A 17,588-nucleotide genomic window follows, 5' to 3' on the forward strand; every position below is an offset into this window, starting at 1 on the left:
AGGCGCTAGAACGGCAGGTCCTTGCCGGTGTAGTCGACGTAGCGAAACTCTCCTCCCCCCGCGCTCTCGATTACATCGGCAAGGCCTTTCACGCTTTCATCGACGGTGGTCGGCGCATTGGGCCCGCCCATGTCGGTCTGGACCCAGCCCGGATGGAGCGCCAGCGTCGCGATGTTGCGCGGTCCGGCATCCTGCTCCGCCACGCCCTTGGCCAGCATGTTGAGCGCGCACTTGCTGGTGCGGTAGAGTTCGTATCCGCCCGAACTGTCCTCGATCGAGCCCATCAGCGAAGTCATAAAGGCGATGGTCCCGCCATCCCCCACGCGGGGCAGCAGCGTCTTGGCCAGCCGCACCGGGCCGAAGGCGTTGGTCATCATGACCTCTGCCACTTCCTCGCCCGTTGCCTGCTCGGCCGACTGGTGCCTTGCGCCGGTGATGCCCGCATTCACGATCAGCGCGTCGAGCGGGGTGTCGAAGCCTTCGAAACTGGCGGGATCGGTCACGTCCATCTTCTGGATCGTCACATCGCCCAGCGCGTGAAGTTCCTCGCTTTGCGAGCGTTCGGTCGCGATCACGTTCCAGCCGCGCGCCTTGAATTCGCGCGCGAGGCCGAGGCCGATGCCGCGCGATGCGCCGACGATGAGGATAGTCTTGCTCATGCGGATTGTCCTTCTGCCGGGTAGACCAGCGTCTTGAGGTTCATGAATTCGTGCAAGCCGTGGTGCGACAATTCGCGCCCGAAGCCCGATTTCTTGATGCCGCCGAAAGGCGCCTCGATCTTGGAGCCATTGACCGCGTTGAAGGTCGTCATTCCCGCCTCGATGCGGTTGGCGAAGACTTCGCGCTCTTCCTCGTCACGGGTCCAGACGGCAGAACCGAGGCCGAAGGGGATGGCATTGGCGATGGTGATCGCCTCGTCGATGTCCATCGCCTTGTAGATCTGGCCCACGGGTCCGAAGATTTCGTCCGTACCGGTCTCGCTGGCGAGCGGGACATCGGTGAGCAGGCCGGCGGTCATCCACGCCCCGGGGCGTTCGAGTTTCTCCGCGCCGAACAGGAGCGTGCAGCCTTCTTGCTGTGCCTTGTCGACCTGTTCGAGGACGGTGTCCCGCTGCCCTTCGCTCGAAAGCGGGCCGAGCTTCGTGTCGTCGTCCATCGGGTCGCCCGGCTTGATCGCCTCCAGTGCCGCGATGAACTTGCCGGCGAAGGCGTCATGGATATCGGCATGGACGATGGTTCGCTTGCCGCAGATACAGGACTGGCCGTTGTTCTGGATGCGCGCAAAGACCGCGTCCTCCACCGCCTTGTCGATGTCGGCGGACGGCATGACGATAAAGGGGTCCGATCCGCCGAGTTCCAGTACGACCTTCTTCAGGTGCTTGCCCGCCTGCGCGGCGACCGCGCTGCCTGCACCTTCGCTGCCCGTGAGTGTGGCGGCGACGATGCGCGTGTCGGCGATGACATCGGCAATCGGGTCGGACGAAACGCACAGGTTCTGGAACAGGCCCGCGGGCGCGCCGGCTTCCAGGACCAACTCTTCCATCTTGTGTGCGACGCCCTGCACGATGCTGGCGTGTTTCAGCACGCCGACGTTACCGGCAAGGATGGTGGGGGCAAGGAAGCGGACCACCTGCCAGTAGGGGAAATTCCACGGCATGACTGCCAGCACCGGCCCTTGGGGCAGCCAGCGCCCTTCGGCCCTGCCGCCATCGCCCAGTTCCCAGAATTCGGATTCCAGCATCGACGGACCGTGTTCGGCAAGGTAGGCGAACAGGCTGGCGCATTTTTCGACTTCGGAACGGGCCTGCGTAATCGGCTTGCCCATCTCGGTCACGGCGAGCCTTGCCAGCTCTTCCTTGCGTTCGAGGTAAAGCTCCGACAGCCGCGCAAGCAGCTGCGTGCGCTGCTCCATGGGGCTGGTGCGCCAATCGCGATAGGCCCGCGTGGCCGCCTCCAGCTTCGCATCGATGCCGTTCGCATCGAGCGTTTCATATTCCGCGATGGTCTCGCCGGTGGCGGGGTTGGTGGTGGTAATCAAGAACGCGCTCCTGTGCGGGGTATGCTCCACCAATGGCCGCCCCCGCCAGGCGTTCCGGCCCTATTTGCGGCGGAAGCGGAAATACCAGACCTCGTGGCCGTAGGTGTTGCGCGCCTTGTGCTCGTAGCGCGTCTCGCACCAGCCCGACGGGCGGTTTTCCCAGCTTTGCCGGCCATCGACCAGCCATTCGAACTCGTCGGTGAACCGGCGCATCACCATCAGCGCGTGGCGCAGGTAAATCGGGTGGTCGGTGCCGAAACGGAATTCGCCGCCCGGTTTTAGCTTGTCGGCGATCATCCGCACCGGCCCGTCGTTCATCATCCGGCGCTTGGCGTGCTTGGCCTTGGGCCAGGGGTCGGGATGGAGGAGGTAGAGCATTGTCAGCCCGCCGTCGGGCACACGGGCGAGGGCCTGCAGCGCATCGCCGTGCTGGATGCGGACATTGGCCAGGCCGCCGTCACGGATATGCGTCAGCGCCTGCGCCACGCCATTGAGGAAGGGCTCCGCGCCGATGAAACCATGGTCGGGCAGCAGGTCGGCGCGGTAGGCGAGATGTTCGCCCGCGCCGAAGCCGATTTCGAAATGGAGCGGGCGGTCGAAGCCGAACAGGCGCTCAGCGGTGACCGGGCCTTCCTCGGGCACCGCGATCTGCGGCAGCAGCTTGTCGACCAGCTCCTGCTGGGCTGCGCGCAGGGGCTTGCCCTGGCTGCGCCCGTAGAGCCGGTTCAACGTGGTCGGATCGCCATCCTTGTGTGCAGACATGACGCGCCCGTTAGCCGTGCCGGACGCTGCGGTCCAGCGTGTGTGCTCAGGCGAAGAGCATCCATATGGCGACCGAGGTAGCCAGCCCCACGCCGATGTTCATCGGCACGCCGATTTTCACGAAATCCCCGAAGCGGTAATTGGCCGCGCCGTAGACCAGCGTGTTGGTCTGGTAGCCGATGGGCGTGGCGAAGCTCGCGCTGGCGCCGAACATCACTGCCACGATCAGCGGGCGCGGGTCGATCCCTGCCGCCTGCGCAAGGCCGATGGCGATCGGGGTCATGATGACCGCGATGGCGTTGTTGGTCACTGCCTCGGTCATCACGCTGGTCACGGCATAGACCAGAAGGATCAGCAGGAAGGGTGAACTTGCGCCCATGAACGGCTGGATGGCCTCCACGATGAGCTCGATCGTGCCCGCATTGTCGAGCCCCTTGCCGAAGGCGAGCATCGCGAAGATCAGTACCAGCGTATTGCCATCGAGGCTCGCCCAGGCGTCGGTCGGCTCGATGCAGCGCGTCGCCAGCGCAACGGCTACGCCGGCCACTGCCAGCGCGTCGATCGGCAGGCCGAAAAGCGCTGCTCCGACGACCACGGCGGCAAGCGTGGCGATGGCGATGGGCGCCTTGTCGCGGCGGAAAGGCCGGACGGCGGTCTCGCCCACGCCTGCTAGCTGGATATTGTCCTGGAGCGATTGCAGCGCCTCAGTGCCGCTCGCGATCAGCAGGCGGTCGCCCGGTCGCACGCGGACCTCGGCCAGCGAAGGCCCGGCAAGATGGCGCGGCCGCGAGAGGCCGAGCACGCGGACCTTGAGTCGCGAAAGCATGGGTATTTCGGCCAGTCGCTGCCCGACCACGGGGTGCGACGCAGCGACCATCGCCTCGACGATCCGCAGGTCGCGCGGCCGGTCGGGCGCGGCGGTCGCCACTCCGCCGCCCACGCCGACGAGGCCGGTGCGGAAATCGCGCGCCTCGGCAAGCGAGGCGATCTCTTCCGGGCTTCCGGCCACGACGAGCTGGTCGCCTGCTGCAAGGACGGCATCGCCCACGTCCTTTCGCACCGGCTTGCCGCCGCGCATGATCGCCTGCACCTTGAGCCCAGGACGGCGCGAGAAGGCGGCATCCTTGATGCGCTGGCCGACATAGCGGCTGGCGGGGTTCAGGATCAGGTGCGTAAGGTAGAGATCGTCCTCGCGTTCCTCGTCGCCCACCCGCGGCCCGCGGTCGGGCAGGAGGAAGGGGCCGAACACCAGCAGCACAGCAAGGCCTGCCAGCACCGCGACCGCGCCCACCGCCGATATCTCGAAGATACCGAAGGCGGCCTGCCCCTGTTCCTGCGCCACGCCGTCTACCAGCAGGTTGGTTGAGGTGCCGATCAGCGTCATCGTGCCGCCGAGGATGGTCAGGTAGGACAACGGGATCAGCAGGCGCGTTGCCGAGATTTTCAATGCGCGGGCAAGGCGCTTGACCACCGGGATCATCACGATGACTACCGGCGTGTTGTTCATGAAGGCCGAAGCGGCGAGCGTGCCGACACCGATCTCGCCCACAGCCAGCCGGGGCTTGCGCAAGGTGCGCCGCACGACCCAGCCCGATATCGCCTCCAGCGACCCGGTCCGCAGCAGCGCGCCCGAAAGGATGAACATGGCCGCGATCGTGATCGGCGCGGAATTGGAGAAGGTCTCCAGCATCTGCTTGGGCGAGAGATAGCCGAGCGGCAGCATCAGCACGGCCGAGACGACGGCGATGACGACCGGCGGCCTGCGCTCGAGCACGAAGGCGGCAAATGTCGCGGCCAGCAGCAGGAGCCCTATCTGGGCCGAATAGTCCGAGAGAAACGACATAGGGCCCGATCGAATTGTCTGGTTTGCAGGCCATCAAATTCGCAGATCGCGCGGCGGGTTCCAAGCAAGATGGGCAATCGGGCCGGATAGCCAATCAATGGAGCGCGGCGCAGGGGCCATGCGCAACGAATAACGCCCGCAAGCCGGTGGCCTGCGGGCGTCTCGCTGTCCCGTCCAGGATTAATCAGGTCAGGCGGCTTCCGCCTCTTCGTTCGGGTCGCGCAGCACGTAGCCGCGGCCCCATACGGTTTCGATGTAATTGTCGCCGCCGCATGCATGGCTGAGCTTCTTGCGCAGCTTGCAGATGAAGACGTCGATGATCTTGAGTTCGGGTTCGTCCATGCCGCCGTAGAGGTGGTTGAGGAACATTTCCTTGGTCAGCGTGGTGCCCTTGCGGAGCGAGAGGAGCTCCAGCATGGCGTATTCCTTGCCGGTCAGGTGGACGCGGGCGCCGTCGACTTCGACAGTCTTCGCATCGAGGTTCACGGCCAGCTTGCCGGTGCGGATGATCGACTGGCTGTGGCCCTTCGAACGGCGCACCACGGCGTGGATGCGGGCGATCAGTTCCTCGCGGTGGAACGGCTTGGTGACGTAGTCGTCGGCGCCGAAACCGAAGCTGCGAATCTTGCTGTCCATCTCGGCAATGCCCGAGAGGATGAGAACCGGCGTCTGCACCTTGGCGACGCGCAGCTTCTTGAGCACGTCGTAGCCGTGCATGTCCGGCAGGTTCAGGTCGAGCAGGATGATGTCGTAATCATAGAGCTTGCCGAGATCCAAACCCTCTTCGCCCAGGTCGGTCGAATAGACGTTGAACCCTTCGGTCGTAAGCATGAGCTCGATCGCCTTGGCGGTTGTCGGCTCGTCTTCGATCAGCAGTACACGCATGGGTCTGGTCCCCCGTTGCCCCAGTTCGCGGTAACGCCCCGTCAAGAGGTGTTGCCCGTTGTTAACCACAGCAGGTCTGAACGGAAAAGGTTAACGTGAGGTAAAGTGCGTTAAGATTTTTCGGTGTTGCAGAAGAGACTCACAATGATTTCAGTTTCTTCTGCCGGCGCCTCTCTGCGCTCGACCCGATACCGATGGCCTCGCGGTACTTGGCGACGGTGCGCCGGGCGAGGTCGAACCCCTCCTTGTTGAGCAGGTCGGCGAGGGCCTGGTCGGACAGGACCTTCTTGGGATCTTCCACATCGCACAGGGCGCGGATGCGGGCCTTGATCGCCTCGGACGAGGCGCCTTCCCCGTCGGCAGCGGCCACCCCGCTGGAGAAGAAGTACTTCATCTCGAAGGTGCCGCGCGGGCAGTGCAGGTACTTGTTGCTGGTGACGCGGCTGACCGTGCTTTCGTGCATCTCGATGGCTTCGGCCACTTCGCGCAAGGTAAGCGGACGCATGGCCGAAACGCCTTCGCGGAAGAAGCCTTCCTGCCGCTTCACTATCTCGCTCGCGGTCTTCAGGATGGTCTTCTGGCGCTGGTCCAGTGCGCGGATCAGCCAGTCGGCTTCGCCCAGCTGTTCGTTAAGCCATTTGCGCGAGGCCTTGTCCCGAGCCCCCGCTTCCAGTTCCACGTAGTATTCCCGATTGACGACCAGACGCGGCAGGCTCGCCTCGTTGATGCGGATCGTCCAGCTGTCCTTCCCGCTCGGGCTGACGAGCACGTCCGGCACCACCGCTGCCTCCGCCGTCCCGCCATAGCGGCAGCCGGGCTTGGGATCGTAGCTGCGCAATTCGGCGAGCATGTCGGTGAAGTCCTCGTCGTCGACATCGCACAGCCGCTTGAGGCGCGCGATCTCGCCGCGCGCGAGCAGCTCCAGATTGTCGATCAGCCGCGCCATGCAAGGATCGTAGCGGTCGGCTTCCTTCGCCTGCAGCGCGAGGCATTCGGCTACGCTGCGGGCACCGATGCCAGTTGGGTCGAGCGACTGGACCAGCATGAGGCCGCGCTCGACCTCGGCCAGCGAGGTGCCGAGTTCCTCGGCGAGGTGGCGCAATTCGGTATGGAGATAGCCCGCCTCGTCCAGCTCGTGGACGATCCGCGTCGCGATCAGAGCCTCGCGCCCGTCATGCGCCTGCGCACCGACCTGGTCGAGCAGGTGTTCGGCCAGCGTCGGACCGTCCGAGCTGCGGTTCTCGAAATCGGGCAGGTCGCCTTCGCCGGCGCCGCTCGTCCCTGCGCGGCCCCAGTCGCCCATGTCGCCGGGTGCTGCATCGGGATCGAGTGCGTGCTGCGCAATATCGAGCGCCCCTTCGCCATCAGGGCCGGGAGCGCTATCGTGTTCGCCGGCTGGCTCGGGCGCATCCGGCTCGCCTGCCTCGCGGCGTGTCTCGCCGATTTCGAGCAGCGGATTGCTTTCCAGCGCTTCGGCCACAAAGCTTTCGATTTCCAGATTGGACAACGCCAGCAGCTTGATCGCCTGCTGCAGTTGCGGCGTCATCACCAGCGATTGGGTTTGCCGGAGGTCTAGCCTCGGACCAAGCGCCATGGGTCAGCTCCGGGCGCGCGCCGTCGTCACAGCGTGAAGTTCTCGCCGAGGTAGAGGCGCTTGACGTTCTCGTCCGCCACCAGAGCCTCCGGCGTTCCTGCGAAAAGGACCTGGCCGCCGTAGATGATGCAGGCGCGGTCGACGATTTCCAGCGTCTCGCGCACGTTATGGTCGGTGATGAGCACACCGATGCCGCGCGTCTTCAGATCCTTCACGAGGTCGCGGATATCGCTGATCGAAAGCGGGTCGATCCCGGCGAAAGGTTCGTCGAGCAGCATGATCGAAGGCTTGGCGGCCAGCGCGCGGGCGATTTCGGCGCGGCGGCGTTCACCGCCCGACAGCGCCATGGCCGGGCTGGTGCGCAGCCGCTGCAGGCCGAATTCGTCGAGCAGGCGGTCCAGTTCCTTTTCGCGTGTGTCGGCATCGGGCTCGACCATCTCGAGCACGCAATTGATATTCTGCTCCACCGTCATGCCGCGGAAGATGCTGGTTTCCTGCGGCAGGTATCCGAGGCCGAGGATCGCGCGCCGGTACATCGGCAGCTTGGTCACGTCCTCGCCGTCCATCAGGATGCGGCCTGCATCGGGGCGCACGAGACCCATGATCGAATAGAAGCAAGTCGTCTTGCCGGCGCCGTTCGGGCCCAGCAGGCCGAGCACTTCGCCCTTGCCCACGGTCAGCGAAATATCCGTAAGGACGGCGCGCTTGTCGTAGCTCTTGGCGATCGAAATGACTTCCAGCCCGCCCTGCGGGATGGGCGGGGCGGCATCGTGCACCGCTTCGTTTTCAGGGCTCATGCTGACATCTGCCATGGGCCGCGCCATAGCATGGCAGGCCTTGCTGGAAACCCCCGAGGACGCCTCTTTCGACGAACTGGCAGGATTCCTGCATGGACTACATTGGAACAGTCCCGCGCAATGTCGCGCGCCAAGCTTGCCAGCCTGCCGCAATTTTGAAACAATGCGAGTCGGAGAGAGAACGGGGAGAATGCCGATGGGCAAGGCGATCGAGGACAGCGCGGTGTCGGGGGCCGAGCCTCGCGTCCACCGCAGGGACCTGCGCAAATCGATGAGCGACAATGTCGCGATCGCGCTGATCGTCTACACCGGTCTCCACATCTTCTTCACGGTTCACGCCATGAAGGAAGGCGTGTCTTCCACCGCCCCCTATTTCGCCCTGGCGATCCTCGTCGCGCTTATCATCCCGGCTTGCCGCTGGTTCGAGAAGCGCTGGGCCAATCTCACCGACGAAGAAGCGCATGGTTCGGAACTGCTCGGCGCGTTCCGCCGCGACCTCGTGCTGCTGTGGGGCCTCGCCATCGGGCTGCCGATGATCCTGACCGGCCTGTTCAAGCTCGCCTACGCCGCTTTCGGCTGACCTTGCGGGGACGCCTCCCGCGCTCTAGCCGGACCCCGAACAGGTCCAGCGGAGTTGCATTTACATGATCGATACCGACACCGCGCTAGCGCGCTGCCAGGACCTCGTCGCGCTGGCCCGAAAGATGGGCGCCGATGCTGCCGATGCCGTGGCGCGCGCCGATTCTTCCGAAAGCGTCAGCGTCAGGCTGGGTGTTCTGGAAGAGGTGGAGCGGTCCGAAGGCGAGGAGATCGGCTTGCGCGTCTTCGTCGGCAAGCGCTCGGCTTCGATCCATACCAGCGATTTCGCGCCCGAGGGCCTACGCGCGCTAGCCGAACGTGCGGTCGAGATGGCGCGCCACGCGCCGGAAGACGCCTATGCCGGGCTTGCCGGGGCCGACGCGCTGATGACCGGCGATCTGCCCGACCTCGACCTTTCCGACGATAGCGAACCCGGCCCGGAAAAGCTGCGCGAGATGGCGCTGGCGGTGGAAGACGCCGCGCGCGCCGTCGAAGGCGTGACGAACAGCAATGGCGGGGGCGCCAGCAGTGGCCGTTCACTGGTCGCTCTGGTCACCTCGGAAGGATTCGCACGCGGCTATTCGGGTAGCGGCTTCTCGCTCTCTGCCAATGTCATCGCGGGCGAAGGCAGCACGATGCAGACCGATTACGCCACTCGCAGCGCGCGGCATCTCGCCGACCTGCCGTCAGCCGCCGAAATCGGGCGCGAGGCGGGCGAGCGGGCGGTGGCTAAGGTCGGTCCCGGATCGCTGCCCAGCGGGCCAATGCCGGTGGTCTTCGATCCGCGTATCGGTGCAGGCCTGCTCGGCCACCTCGCCGGTGCGATGAGCGGACCGGCCATTGCGCGCAAATCCAGCTTTCTGCTCGGGCGCGAGGACGAGGCCCTGTTCGACAGCGCGATCCGTATCGTCGAAGATCCGCTTCGCGCGCGCGGCCTGCGCTCGCGCCCCTTCGACGGCGAAGGGGTGGCCTGCACGCCGCGCAATCTGGTCGAGGGCGGACGCATTACCGGCTGGCTGACCAATGTCGCCTCGGCCCGGCAACTGGGTCTTGGCCTGACGGGTCATGCAGCCCGGTCGAGCGGCGGGGCACCCGGTGTCAGCCTTGCCAACGGGCATCTTGAAGCGGGCACCGTCACGCCAGCCGAACTCATGGCCGGTATTGCGGACGGGCTTTATGTCACCGGACTGTTCGGGCAGGGTGTGAACATGGTGACGGGCGATTACAGTCGCGGCGCGACGGGCTTCCGCATTCGCAATGGCGAGATTGCCGGGCCGGTTGCGGAAATTACCATCGCCGGCAATCTGCTCGACATGTTCCGTGCTATGATCCCGGCAAACGATCTCGAAATGGACCGCGCGATCAACGTGCCCACCATCCGGATCGACGGCATGACGGTGGCCGGCGAATGAGGGCGCTCCTCGCCTCGCTCGCGCTGCTTGCGGCGACGCCAGCGGGTGCGATCTTGCCCGAGCTCTCGCAGGAAGGCAGCGAGGCCGCCGCCCCTGTCGAGGCCCCCGTCCAGCAGATCGACGACACCATCGACGAGGGCGCGGACGACAGAATTGCAGAGCGGATCCGCGGCATCTTTGCCGAACTCCCGGCCTTTTCGGAGGTCGAGGTGTCGGTCCGCCAGGGCGTCGTCTCGCTCGGCGGCACGGTACCGCGACAGGAAGACATCGCCCGCGCCGAAGCGATCGCCGGGCGCGTCTCGGGCGTGGTGACGGTCGAGAACGACTTGCAGCGCGACCTGTCCATTTCCTCGCAGGGCGAAGGGCTGTCGAGCCTTGCCGACCGCTGGTCCGGCTTCGTCGCGATGCTGCCGCTGATTGCGCTGGCGCTTGCCGTGTGGGGCGTGATCGCGCTGGTCGGCTACATCATCGCCGGGCTGGGGGTGCTGTGGCACAAGCTCGCGCCCAACAACTTCCTTGCCGAACTCATCGCCAGTGCCATCCGTTTCGTCTTCATCGTGGGCGGCCTCGTGGTGGCGCTCGACATGGTCGGGGCGGGCGCACTGCTCGGCGCGGTGCTGGGCGGGGCCGGCGTTATCGGCCTCGCGCTCGGCTTTGCGCTGCGCGATACGATCGAGAACTACGTCGCCTCGCTGATGCTGTCCTTGCGCCAGCCCTTCCGCGCCAACGACTGGGTGCAGATCGACCAGCTGGAAGGCCGCGTCATCCGCCTGACCAGCCGCGCGACAATCCTCATGACGCTCGACGGCAATCACTTGCGCATCCCCAACAGCCAGGTGTTCAAGGCGGTCATCACCAATTTCACCCGCAATCCGAACCGGCGCTTCGAATTCGATCTCGGCGTGGATGCGGACGACGATGCGCGCGCGGCGCGGCAGCTGGGCCGCGATACGCTGGCGGCGCTCGACTTCGTGCTCGACGACCCGCCTGCCGAAGCGCGGATTGTCGAAGTGGGCGATTCGAACGTGGTGATCCGCTTCCTCGGCTGGATCGACCAGACCAAGACCGATTGGTGGAAGGCGCAAAGCCAGGCGATCCCGGCGGTGAAGGATGCTCTGGAAGAGGCCGGCTTCGGACTGCCGGAGCCGATCTACCGCCTGCGGTTCGACCCGCGTTCGGCCACTCTGCCGTTCGAGAACCGTGCGGAAGGCACGAGCGAGAAGGAACAGCAGGCGGCGAAGAAAGTGCGGCAGGTAAGTGCCGCGCCGCCCGAAGAGGACGTGCGGCCGGTCGACGAGATCGTCGAGATGGTCGAGCAGGAACGTCGTCAGGCGGGCGGCGAGCAGGACAAGGACCTGCTCGACCGCTCACGCCCGGTGGAATGAGTTACTCGCCCGCTTCGTAACGCTCGATCGCTTCGATCACGATCTTGCGCGCTTCGGCTGCATCGCCCCAAGCGCCGACGCGGACCCACTTTTCGGCTTCCAGATCCTTGTAGTGCGTGAAGAAGTGCTCGATCTGCTGGAAGATGATGGACGGGAGGTCCTTCGTCTCGCCGACGTCCGAGTAATAGGGGAAAGTCGTGTCGACCGGCACGCAGATCAGCTTTTCATCGCCGCCATGCTCGTCTTCGAGGTTGAGCACGCCGATCGGGCGGGCACGAACGACGCAGCCCGGGATGAAGGGCGAGCGCGAGATGACCAGCGCGTCCAGCGGGTCGCCATCGGGCGACAGCGTGTGGGGCACGAAGCCGTAGTTCGCCGGGTAGCGCATCGGCGTGTGCAGGATGCGGTCGACGAACAGCGCGCCGCTTTCCTTGTCGAATTCGTACTTCACCGGTTCGCCGCCGGTGGGCACTTCGATGATGACGTTGAGGCTCTCGGGCGGATTGTCGCCAACGGGGATCTTGTCGATGCGCATGCGCTACTCTTCTAACTAAGTTTAGGTTCGCCCCTCTCCCCAGAAAGACTTCGCGGCGCGCCCTAGCGCCTTGCGAAGGATTGCGGAAGGGGGACGATAGTCCTAATCGCGGCGCCCATGTCGAAAACACCACAGGCCATTCGCGGCACGCAGGATATCTTCGGTCCCGATGCGGAAGCATTCGCTTTCGTCGTCGAAACCTTCGAGCGCGTGCGCAAGCTCTATCGCTTCCGCCGGGTCGAAATGCCCGTGTTCGAGAAGACCGAGGTGTTCAGCCGCGCCATCGGCGAAACGACCGATGTCGTCTCGAAGGAGATGTATTCCTTCGATGATCGCGGCGGGGAATCGCTCACCCTGCGCCCCGAATTCACCGCCGGCATCGCGCGCGCCTATCTGTCGAATGGCTGGCAGCAGCATGCGCCGCTCAAAGTTGCCACGCATGGCCCGCTCTTCCGTTACGAGCGCCCGCAGAAGGGCCGTTATCGCCAGTTCCACCAGATCGATGCCGAGATTCTCGGCGCCGCCGAGCCGCAGGCCGATGTCGAACTGCTCGCCATGGCCGACCAAATCATCCGCGAACTGGGGATCGAGGGCGTGACGCTCCACCTCAACACGCTGGGCGACGGCGACAGCCGCGAAGCCTGGCGCGGCGCGCTGGTCGAGCATTTCCGCGCTGTGAAGGGCGAGCTGAGCGAAGATTCGCAGGAGCGGCTCGAAAAGAACCCGCTGCGCATCCTCGACAGCAAGGACCCGCGCGACAGGCGTTTCGTGGCTGATGCGCCGAAGATCGACGCTTACCTGTCGGAAGACGCTCGCGCTTTCTTTGATGCTGTCACTGCGGGCCTCGATGCGGCGGGTGTGAAGTGGACGCGCGCGGAAAGCCTCGTGCGCGGCCTCGATTATTATCGCCACACCGCCTTCGAGTTCATTCCCGACGAAGGCAGCGAGGCCGCAGGCAAGCTCGGCAGCCAGAGCACCATCCTTGGCGGCGGACGCTATGACGGGCTGATGGAAAGCCTCGGCGGATCGCCCACGCCCGCCGTCGGCTGGGCGGCCGGGATCGAGCGCCTCGCGATGCTGGTCGGCGACAAGGGTGAGCCCAATGCCGACGTCATCGTGGTGGTCGAAAACGATGATCTCATCCAGCGCGCGATCGCGGCCATCGGCAAGATCAGGGCCGGCGGCCACTCGGCCGAACTCATGGCGAGCGGAAGTCCGCGCAAGCGTTTCGACAAGGCCGTGAAGGCGGGGGCCGACAAGATCGTCGCCTTCGATCTTCGCGACGGCGTGGAACACGTGCGCATCAAGGCGGACGACCATGCGCGCAGTGCCATCGAGAAGCTGCTTGACTGACCATGCAGGTTCCTGCCGAACGCCTTGACCAGATTGCCAACCGCTTCGCCGAACTCGAAGCGCGCATGGCCTCGGGCCAGCTGGAAGGCGATGCCTTCGTCCAGGCGAGCCGCGACTATGCCGAGCTCGAACCGGTGGCGAAGATCGCTGCCGAGGTGAAGGCCGCTCGCGAGGAGATCGATAGCCTCGAGGAGATGCTGACCGATCCCGAGATGAAGGCGATGGCCGAGGAAGAGCTAGCGGCATTGCGCAAGCGCCTGCCCGAGGCGGAACGCCAGCTGGCCATCGCCATGCTGCCGCGCGACAATGCCGACAACAAGCCGGCCATGCTGGAAATCCGCGCGGGGACCGGCGGCGACGAGGCGGCGCTGTTCGCCGGCGATCTCTATCGCATGTACGAACGTTATGCCGCCGAACAGGGCTGGAAGGTCGAGCCGGTCAGCATGAGCGCGTCCGAAGTCGGCGGTTTCAAGGAAATCGTCGCCAACGTCACCGGCACGGGCGTGTTTGCCAAGCTCAAGTTCGAAAGCGGCGTGCACCGCGTCCAGCGCGTGCCCGAGACGGAAAGCGGAGGGCGCATCCATACCTCCGCAGCGACGGTCGCCGTGTTGCCCGAACCAGACGAGGTCGACGTACAGATCGATCCGGGCGACCTCAAGATCGACGTCTACCGTGCCAGCGGTGCGGGCGGCCAGCACGTCAACACCACCGACAGCGCGGTACGCATCACGCACCTGCCGACCAATACGGTCGTCACCTGCCAGGATGGCCGCAGCCAGCACAAGAACCGCGAGAAGGCGATGCAGGTGCTGCGCACCCGCCTCTACGATGCCCAGCGCGAGGCGACGCAGGGCGCGGAGGCCGAGGCGCGCAAGGCGATGGTCGGCAGCGGCGACCGCTCGGAACGCATCCGCACCTATAATTACCCGCAAGGGCGCGTGACCGACCACCGCATCGGCCTGACCTTGCAGAAGCTGCCGCAGATCATCGCCGGGCCGGGCCTTGGCGAACTGGTCGACGCGCTGATCGCCGAGGACGAGGCCAAGCGGCTCGCCGCGATGAATGACTGAGACGGTCGCGGATGCGATCCGCACTGCTGCGGAACGGCTTGCCGCCACCAGCGATACCGCGCGTCTCGATGCCGAATTGCTGATGGCGCACGCGCTGGGTTTGCCGCGCTCGCGGATGCTGATCACCATGATGCGCGAAGCACCTGCGCCTGCTTTTGCCGGGCTAGTCGAACGCCGTGCCGCGCGCGAGCCGGTCGCACACATAACTGGCGAGCAGGAATTCTTCGGCCTGCCGCTGCGCGTGACTTCGGAAACGCTGGTGCCGCGCGGGGATAGCGAGGTGCTGGTCGAGGCGGCGCTCGAGTTAAAACCAGATGCCGCGCGCGTGCTCGACTTGGGCACGGGGACTGGCGCGCTGCTGCTCGCCATCCTGTCCCACTGCAAAGCGCAAGGGGTGGCGACCGACCGTTCTTCCGGCGCCCTTGCCGTGGCGCGCGACAATGCGGAGCGGCTGGGGCTTTCCGCGCGCACCCGCTTCGTGGAGCGCGACTGGACGCAGGCGGGCTGGACCGACGGGCTCGGCCAGTTCGACCTCGTGCTGTGCAACCCGCCTTATGTGGAAGACGATGCCGCGCTCGAACCCGATGTGCGCGATTACGAGCCGGCCTCCGCTCTTTTCGCCGGCCCGGAAGGACTTGACGACTATCGCGTGATCATCCCGCAGCTTGGCAAGCTTTTAAATCCGGGCGGGGTGACAGTACTCGAAATCGGCTCGAGTCAAGCAGATGCGGTCGCGGCATTGGCACGCGACTCGGGCTTCGATGTGACCCTGCGCCACGACCTTGCCGGACGCCCCCGGGCACTGATTCTCAGATAAGACTTGGCAAAGGCGATTCGACGCTTTACCTCTGGCCACAGGCCAGTGGTGTGCGAAGGACTTCGTCCCACCGGTTCCAGCTCCGACATTGCAGTTTTGGTGCGAGGCGAAAGCCCCGCATACCATGCACGAACAGGGGCACGCAGGTCGCCATAGGTCGCGTCCTGCGCAAGGGGATACGCGGCTGTATGCGGATCACAGGATCTGCGCCGCGCCAGTGATGAGGACGAATATCCTTGAACAACAATCGCAATAACCGTCGTCGCGGTCGCGGCAACCGGAATCAGGGCGGGGCAAATTCCGCCAACCGGATCGACAGCCGTGCCAGGGGCAATGCACCCCAGCTGCTCGACAAGTACAAGAAGCTTGCCCAGGACGCCCAGCACAATGGCGACCGCGTGCAGGCCGAATACTACCTGCAGTTCGCCGACCACTACTTCCGCGTGATCGCCGACAACAAGGCGCGCCAGGAAGAGTCCAAGGGCAAGCGCGACGACCGCTCCTCCGATGACGAGGATGATGGCGAAGACGAGGGCGACGACCGCCGCGGCAACCGCCGCCAGCGTTCGCGCCGCGACGACGACCAGCAGGGCGGCCGCGGGCGCAAGCAGCGCGACGGCAATGACGACGGCCGCGATGACCGGGACAATGACATCGAGGCCGATGAAAAGCCCAAGAAGCGCCGCGGCCCCAAGAAAGCGCCGCGCGCCGTCGAGGGTGAACCGGGCGTCGAAGGCGAAATCGACGTGGCGGTGCTGCCGCCGGCCTTCGGCTCCAACGATGACGACAGCGACGAGAGCCCGGCTCCGCGCCGCCGTCGCCGCAAGAGCGAAGACGCCGAAAGCGCCGTCGGCTGATCGCTCCGCGACCGGCTGACGCTTTCGCTTGCCATCGCCGCGCTTGTTCGTAACAGGCGCGGCGATGGACAGTCTTACCGGCTTGCTCACCCGCTACCCGTTCCGCAGCGCCTTCGTGCTCGGGCTGGTGGCCGCTCTCGGCTTTCCGCCGCTGCATTTCTGGCCGCTGGCACTGGCCGGCATGGCGTTCTTCGTGAAACTGCTGAGCGAGCGGGGCACGGCGCGTGGAGCCTTCCTCGCGGGCTGGCTGTTCGGCCTTGCGCATTTCACGCTCACCAACAACTGGATCGCGACTGCCTTCACCTTCCAGGCCGAAATGCCTGCCTGGCTGGGCTGGCTCGCCGTGCCGCTCCTGTGCCTCTACCTTGCTGTCTGGCCGGGTCTTGCCTCGCTCGGGGCATGGTTGCTCGCGCGGCGCGGCGGGACGGTCGCCTTTGCGCTCGCTTTCGGCGCATTCTGGATCGCTGGCGAATGGTTCAAGAGCTGGATGTTCACCGGCTATGCCTGGGGACCCTTCTCGCTCGCCCTGCTTGGCGGTTGGAGCACGCCGGGTGCAGCGGTGGTTCTGCCGTTTACCGGGACCTATGCCCTGTCGGGCATTGCCGCGACCCTGAGTGGGCTGCTGGCATGGATGGTCGCCGGCCGGCGGTGGGCCGTGCTTGGCGGGACACTGGCCGTCCTCACCTTCGCCATGTTCCTGCCAGCCGGGGAGGGGCGGGAGGGCACGCTGCCGCTGACGCTCGTCCAGCCGGATCTGAAGCAGGAGGATATCGACGATCCTTCGAAGTTCGAGGCCCAGTTCCTCACCATCGCCAGCCTCAGCCTGCCGCAGCGCGATGTCGAAAGGCGGCTCGTCCTGTGGCCTGAAAGCGGTGTGCCCGACTACCTGCGCGACGGCTATCCGCAGCGCTATTACGACCGCATGACCGCTGCCGGCGACCCGGCCTTCGCGCGATTCCGCATCGGCCAGGCGATTGGCGAAGGCTCGCTGTTGCTGACTGGCGCGACCGACCTCGAAATCGGCGAGGTCGATGGCTACCGGCGGGCAACCGGCGCCTACAACACCATCACCCCCATCGAGGCGGACGGGACGCTGGGGCCGCGCTACTCCAAGGCGCATCTGGTGCCCTACGGCGAATATCTGCCGATGCGCGAAATCCTCGAGCCGCTTGGCCTTTCGCGGTTGGTGGCCGGCACGATCGACTTCATTCCAGGACCCGGGCCGCAGACCATCGACCTTGGCCCCTATGGCAAGGCAGGCATGCAGATCTGCTACGAAATCGTCTTCAGCGGCGAAGTGGCGGAGCGGGGCAAGCGTCCCGATTACATCTTCAACCCTTCCAACGACGGCTGGTTTGGTAGCTGGGGTCCGCCTCAGCATCTCGCGCAGGCGCGGATGCGCGCGATCGAGGAGGGTCTGCCGGTGTTGCGCTCGACCACGACCGGCATAAGTGCGGTGATCGATGCGCGCGGCGTGGTGCGCGATCACATTGGACGCGCTGAAGCCGACCGTATCGATGGCTATGTCCCTCCCGCAAGTGCGCCGACGCCATTCTCCCGGTTAGGTCACTGGCTCACGCTGATCTGGACGATTGCTCTGCTGGGCGGATCGCTTGTTGCCATGCGCGCCAAGGGGCGTTACCTGTCCCAAGACACATAAA

The 17,588-nt window shown here is 65.5% G+C and carries 16 protein-coding genes; 8 read left to right on the forward strand and 8 right to left on the reverse strand.

What is annotated here, in order from left to right; genetic code table 11:
* Positions 1-5: 5 nt before the first annotated feature.
* The 7 genes from LCL94_RS08000 to lptB all read right to left on the reverse strand — a co-directional run bounded on the left by LCL94_RS08000 (position 6) and on the right by lptB (position 7,919).
* Positions 6-659 (reverse strand): SDR family NAD(P)-dependent oxidoreductase, encoded by a 654-nt coding sequence (locus tag LCL94_RS08000; RefSeq protein WP_224831736.1) that lies wholly within the window; start codon positions 657-659, stop codon positions 6-8.
* The gene (locus LCL94_RS08005) at positions 656-2,038 is read right to left on the reverse strand and encodes an NAD-dependent succinate-semialdehyde dehydrogenase (RefSeq protein WP_224831737.1); all 1,383 of its coding nucleotides are present in this window, start codon (positions 2,036-2,038) and stop codon (positions 656-658) included. The genes LCL94_RS08000 and LCL94_RS08005 overlap by 4 nt, the downstream gene beginning before the upstream one ends.
* A gap of 60 nt (positions 2,039-2,098) precedes the next feature.
* Positions 2,099-2,800 (reverse strand): tRNA (guanine(46)-N(7))-methyltransferase TrmB, encoded by a 702-nt coding sequence (gene trmB / locus LCL94_RS08010; protein ID WP_224831738.1) that lies wholly within the window; start codon positions 2,798-2,800, stop codon positions 2,099-2,101.
* Between the two features lie 46 nt (positions 2,801-2,846).
* Entirely contained in the window at positions 2,847-4,643 is a 1,797-nt protein-coding gene (locus LCL94_RS08015) for an SLC13 family permease (protein ID WP_224831739.1), read from the reverse strand.
* A gap of 189 nt (positions 4,644-4,832) precedes the next feature.
* Positions 4,833-5,528 (reverse strand): response regulator transcription factor CtrA, encoded by a 696-nt coding sequence (gene ctrA / locus LCL94_RS08020; protein ID WP_160596098.1) that lies wholly within the window; start codon positions 5,526-5,528, stop codon positions 4,833-4,835.
* A 139-nt stretch (positions 5,529-5,667) separates the two neighbouring features.
* On the reverse strand, positions 5,668-7,122 hold the full coding sequence (gene rpoN, locus LCL94_RS08025; RefSeq protein ID WP_224831740.1) for an RNA polymerase factor sigma-54: 1,455 nt from the start codon (positions 7,120-7,122) through the stop codon (positions 5,668-5,670).
* Positions 7,123-7,148: 26 nt separating this feature from the next.
* Entirely contained in the window at positions 7,149-7,919 is a 771-nt protein-coding gene (lptB, locus tag LCL94_RS08030; RefSeq protein WP_224832686.1) for an LPS export ABC transporter ATP-binding protein, read from the reverse strand.
* 190 nt (positions 7,920-8,109) lie between these two features.
* Here lptB and LCL94_RS08035 point away from each other — a divergent pair, with 190 nt between their 5' ends.
* From LCL94_RS08035 to LCL94_RS08045, 3 genes are all read left to right on the forward strand, one after another.
* The gene (locus LCL94_RS08035) at positions 8,110-8,499 is read left to right on the forward strand and encodes a hypothetical protein (protein WP_318245573.1); all 390 of its coding nucleotides are present in this window, start codon (positions 8,110-8,112) and stop codon (positions 8,497-8,499) included.
* Positions 8,500-8,563: 64 nt separating this feature from the next.
* Positions 8,564-9,910 (forward strand): TldD/PmbA family protein, encoded by a 1,347-nt coding sequence (locus LCL94_RS08040; protein ID WP_224831741.1) that lies wholly within the window; start codon positions 8,564-8,566, stop codon positions 9,908-9,910.
* The gene (locus LCL94_RS08045; RefSeq protein WP_224831742.1) at positions 9,907-11,295 is read left to right on the forward strand and encodes a mechanosensitive ion channel family protein; all 1,389 of its coding nucleotides are present in this window, start codon (positions 9,907-9,909) and stop codon (positions 11,293-11,295) included. Before LCL94_RS08040 ends, LCL94_RS08045 begins: the two co-directional genes overlap by 4 nt.
* A gap of 1 nt (position 11,296) precedes the next feature.
* Here LCL94_RS08045 and ppa read toward each other — a convergent pair whose 3' ends face one another.
* Entirely contained in the window at positions 11,297-11,830 is a 534-nt protein-coding gene (ppa, locus tag LCL94_RS08050; protein WP_224831743.1) for an inorganic diphosphatase, read from the reverse strand.
* Positions 11,831-11,947: 117 nt separating this feature from the next.
* Between ppa and hisS the strand changes: the two genes are divergently transcribed.
* The 5 genes from hisS to lnt all read left to right on the forward strand — a co-directional run bounded on the left by hisS (position 11,948) and on the right by lnt (position 17,587).
* Positions 11,948-13,183 carry a histidine--tRNA ligase gene (gene hisS, locus LCL94_RS08055; protein WP_224831744.1) on the forward strand — a complete coding sequence of 412 codons (1,236 nt, stop codon included), beginning with the start codon at positions 11,948-11,950 and terminating at the stop codon, positions 13,181-13,183.
* Positions 13,184-13,185: 2 nt separating this feature from the next.
* A complete protein-coding gene (gene prfA / locus LCL94_RS08060; RefSeq protein WP_224831745.1) occupies positions 13,186-14,253 on the forward strand; it encodes a peptide chain release factor 1 in 1,068 nt (355 codons plus the stop codon).
* The gene (prmC, locus tag LCL94_RS08065) at positions 14,246-15,070 is read left to right on the forward strand and encodes a peptide chain release factor N(5)-glutamine methyltransferase (RefSeq protein ID WP_224831746.1); all 825 of its coding nucleotides are present in this window, start codon (positions 14,246-14,248) and stop codon (positions 15,068-15,070) included. The genes prfA and prmC overlap by 8 nt, the downstream gene beginning before the upstream one ends.
* A gap of 236 nt (positions 15,071-15,306) precedes the next feature.
* Complete coding sequence (locus LCL94_RS08070; RefSeq protein ID WP_224831747.1) at positions 15,307-15,927, forward strand: DUF4167 domain-containing protein; 621 nt, start codon at positions 15,307-15,309, stop codon at positions 15,925-15,927.
* Positions 15,928-15,991: 64 nt separating this feature from the next.
* Complete coding sequence (gene lnt, locus LCL94_RS08075; RefSeq protein ID WP_224831748.1) at positions 15,992-17,587, forward strand: apolipoprotein N-acyltransferase; 1,596 nt, start codon at positions 15,992-15,994, stop codon at positions 17,585-17,587.
* Position 17,588 lies beyond the last annotated feature (1 nt).

Origin of the sequence: Qipengyuania gaetbuli (genome assembly GCF_020171365.1) — a bacterium.
GTDB lineage: Bacteria > Pseudomonadota > Alphaproteobacteria > Sphingomonadales > Sphingomonadaceae > Qipengyuania > Qipengyuania gaetbuli_B.

What these genes read in the sequence shown, in the direction of transcription:
- LCL94_RS08000 (WP_224831736.1), bottom strand. Translation starts at nt 659, where the DNA reads ATGAGCAAGACTATCCTCATCGTCGGCGCATCGCGCGGCATCGGCCTC.
- trmB (WP_224831738.1), bottom strand. Translation starts at nt 2,800, where the DNA reads ATGTCTGCACACAAGGATGGCGATCCGACCACGTTGAACCGGCTCTAC.
- LCL94_RS08015 (WP_224831739.1), bottom strand. Translation starts at nt 4,643, where the DNA reads ATGTCGTTTCTCTCGGACTATTCGGCCCAGATAGGGCTCCTGCTGCTG.
- ctrA (WP_160596098.1), bottom strand. Translation starts at nt 5,528, where the DNA reads ATGCGTGTACTGCTGATCGAAGACGAGCCGACAACCGCCAAGGCGATC.
- rpoN (WP_224831740.1), bottom strand. Translation starts at nt 7,122, where the DNA reads ATGGCGCTTGGTCCGAGGCTAGACCTCCGGCAAACCCAATCGCTGGTG.
- lptB (WP_224832686.1), bottom strand. Translation starts at nt 7,919, where the DNA reads ATGAGCCCTGAAAACGAAGCGGTGCACGATGCCGCCCCGCCCATCCCG.
- LCL94_RS08035 (WP_318245573.1), top strand. Translation starts at nt 8,110, where the DNA reads ATGCCGATGGGCAAGGCGATCGAGGACAGCGCGGTGTCGGGGGCCGAG.
- LCL94_RS08040 (WP_224831741.1), top strand. Translation starts at nt 8,564, where the DNA reads ATGATCGATACCGACACCGCGCTAGCGCGCTGCCAGGACCTCGTCGCG.
- LCL94_RS08045 (WP_224831742.1), top strand. Translation starts at nt 9,907, where the DNA reads ATGAGGGCGCTCCTCGCCTCGCTCGCGCTGCTTGCGGCGACGCCAGCG.
- ppa (WP_224831743.1), bottom strand. Translation starts at nt 11,830, where the DNA reads ATGCGCATCGACAAGATCCCCGTTGGCGACAATCCGCCCGAGAGCCTC.
- hisS (WP_224831744.1), top strand. Translation starts at nt 11,948, where the DNA reads ATGTCGAAAACACCACAGGCCATTCGCGGCACGCAGGATATCTTCGGT.
- prfA (WP_224831745.1), top strand. Translation starts at nt 13,186, where the DNA reads ATGCAGGTTCCTGCCGAACGCCTTGACCAGATTGCCAACCGCTTCGCC.
- prmC (WP_224831746.1), top strand. Translation starts at nt 14,246, where the DNA reads ATGACTGAGACGGTCGCGGATGCGATCCGCACTGCTGCGGAACGGCTT.
- lnt (WP_224831748.1), top strand. Translation starts at nt 15,992, where the DNA reads ATGGACAGTCTTACCGGCTTGCTCACCCGCTACCCGTTCCGCAGCGCC.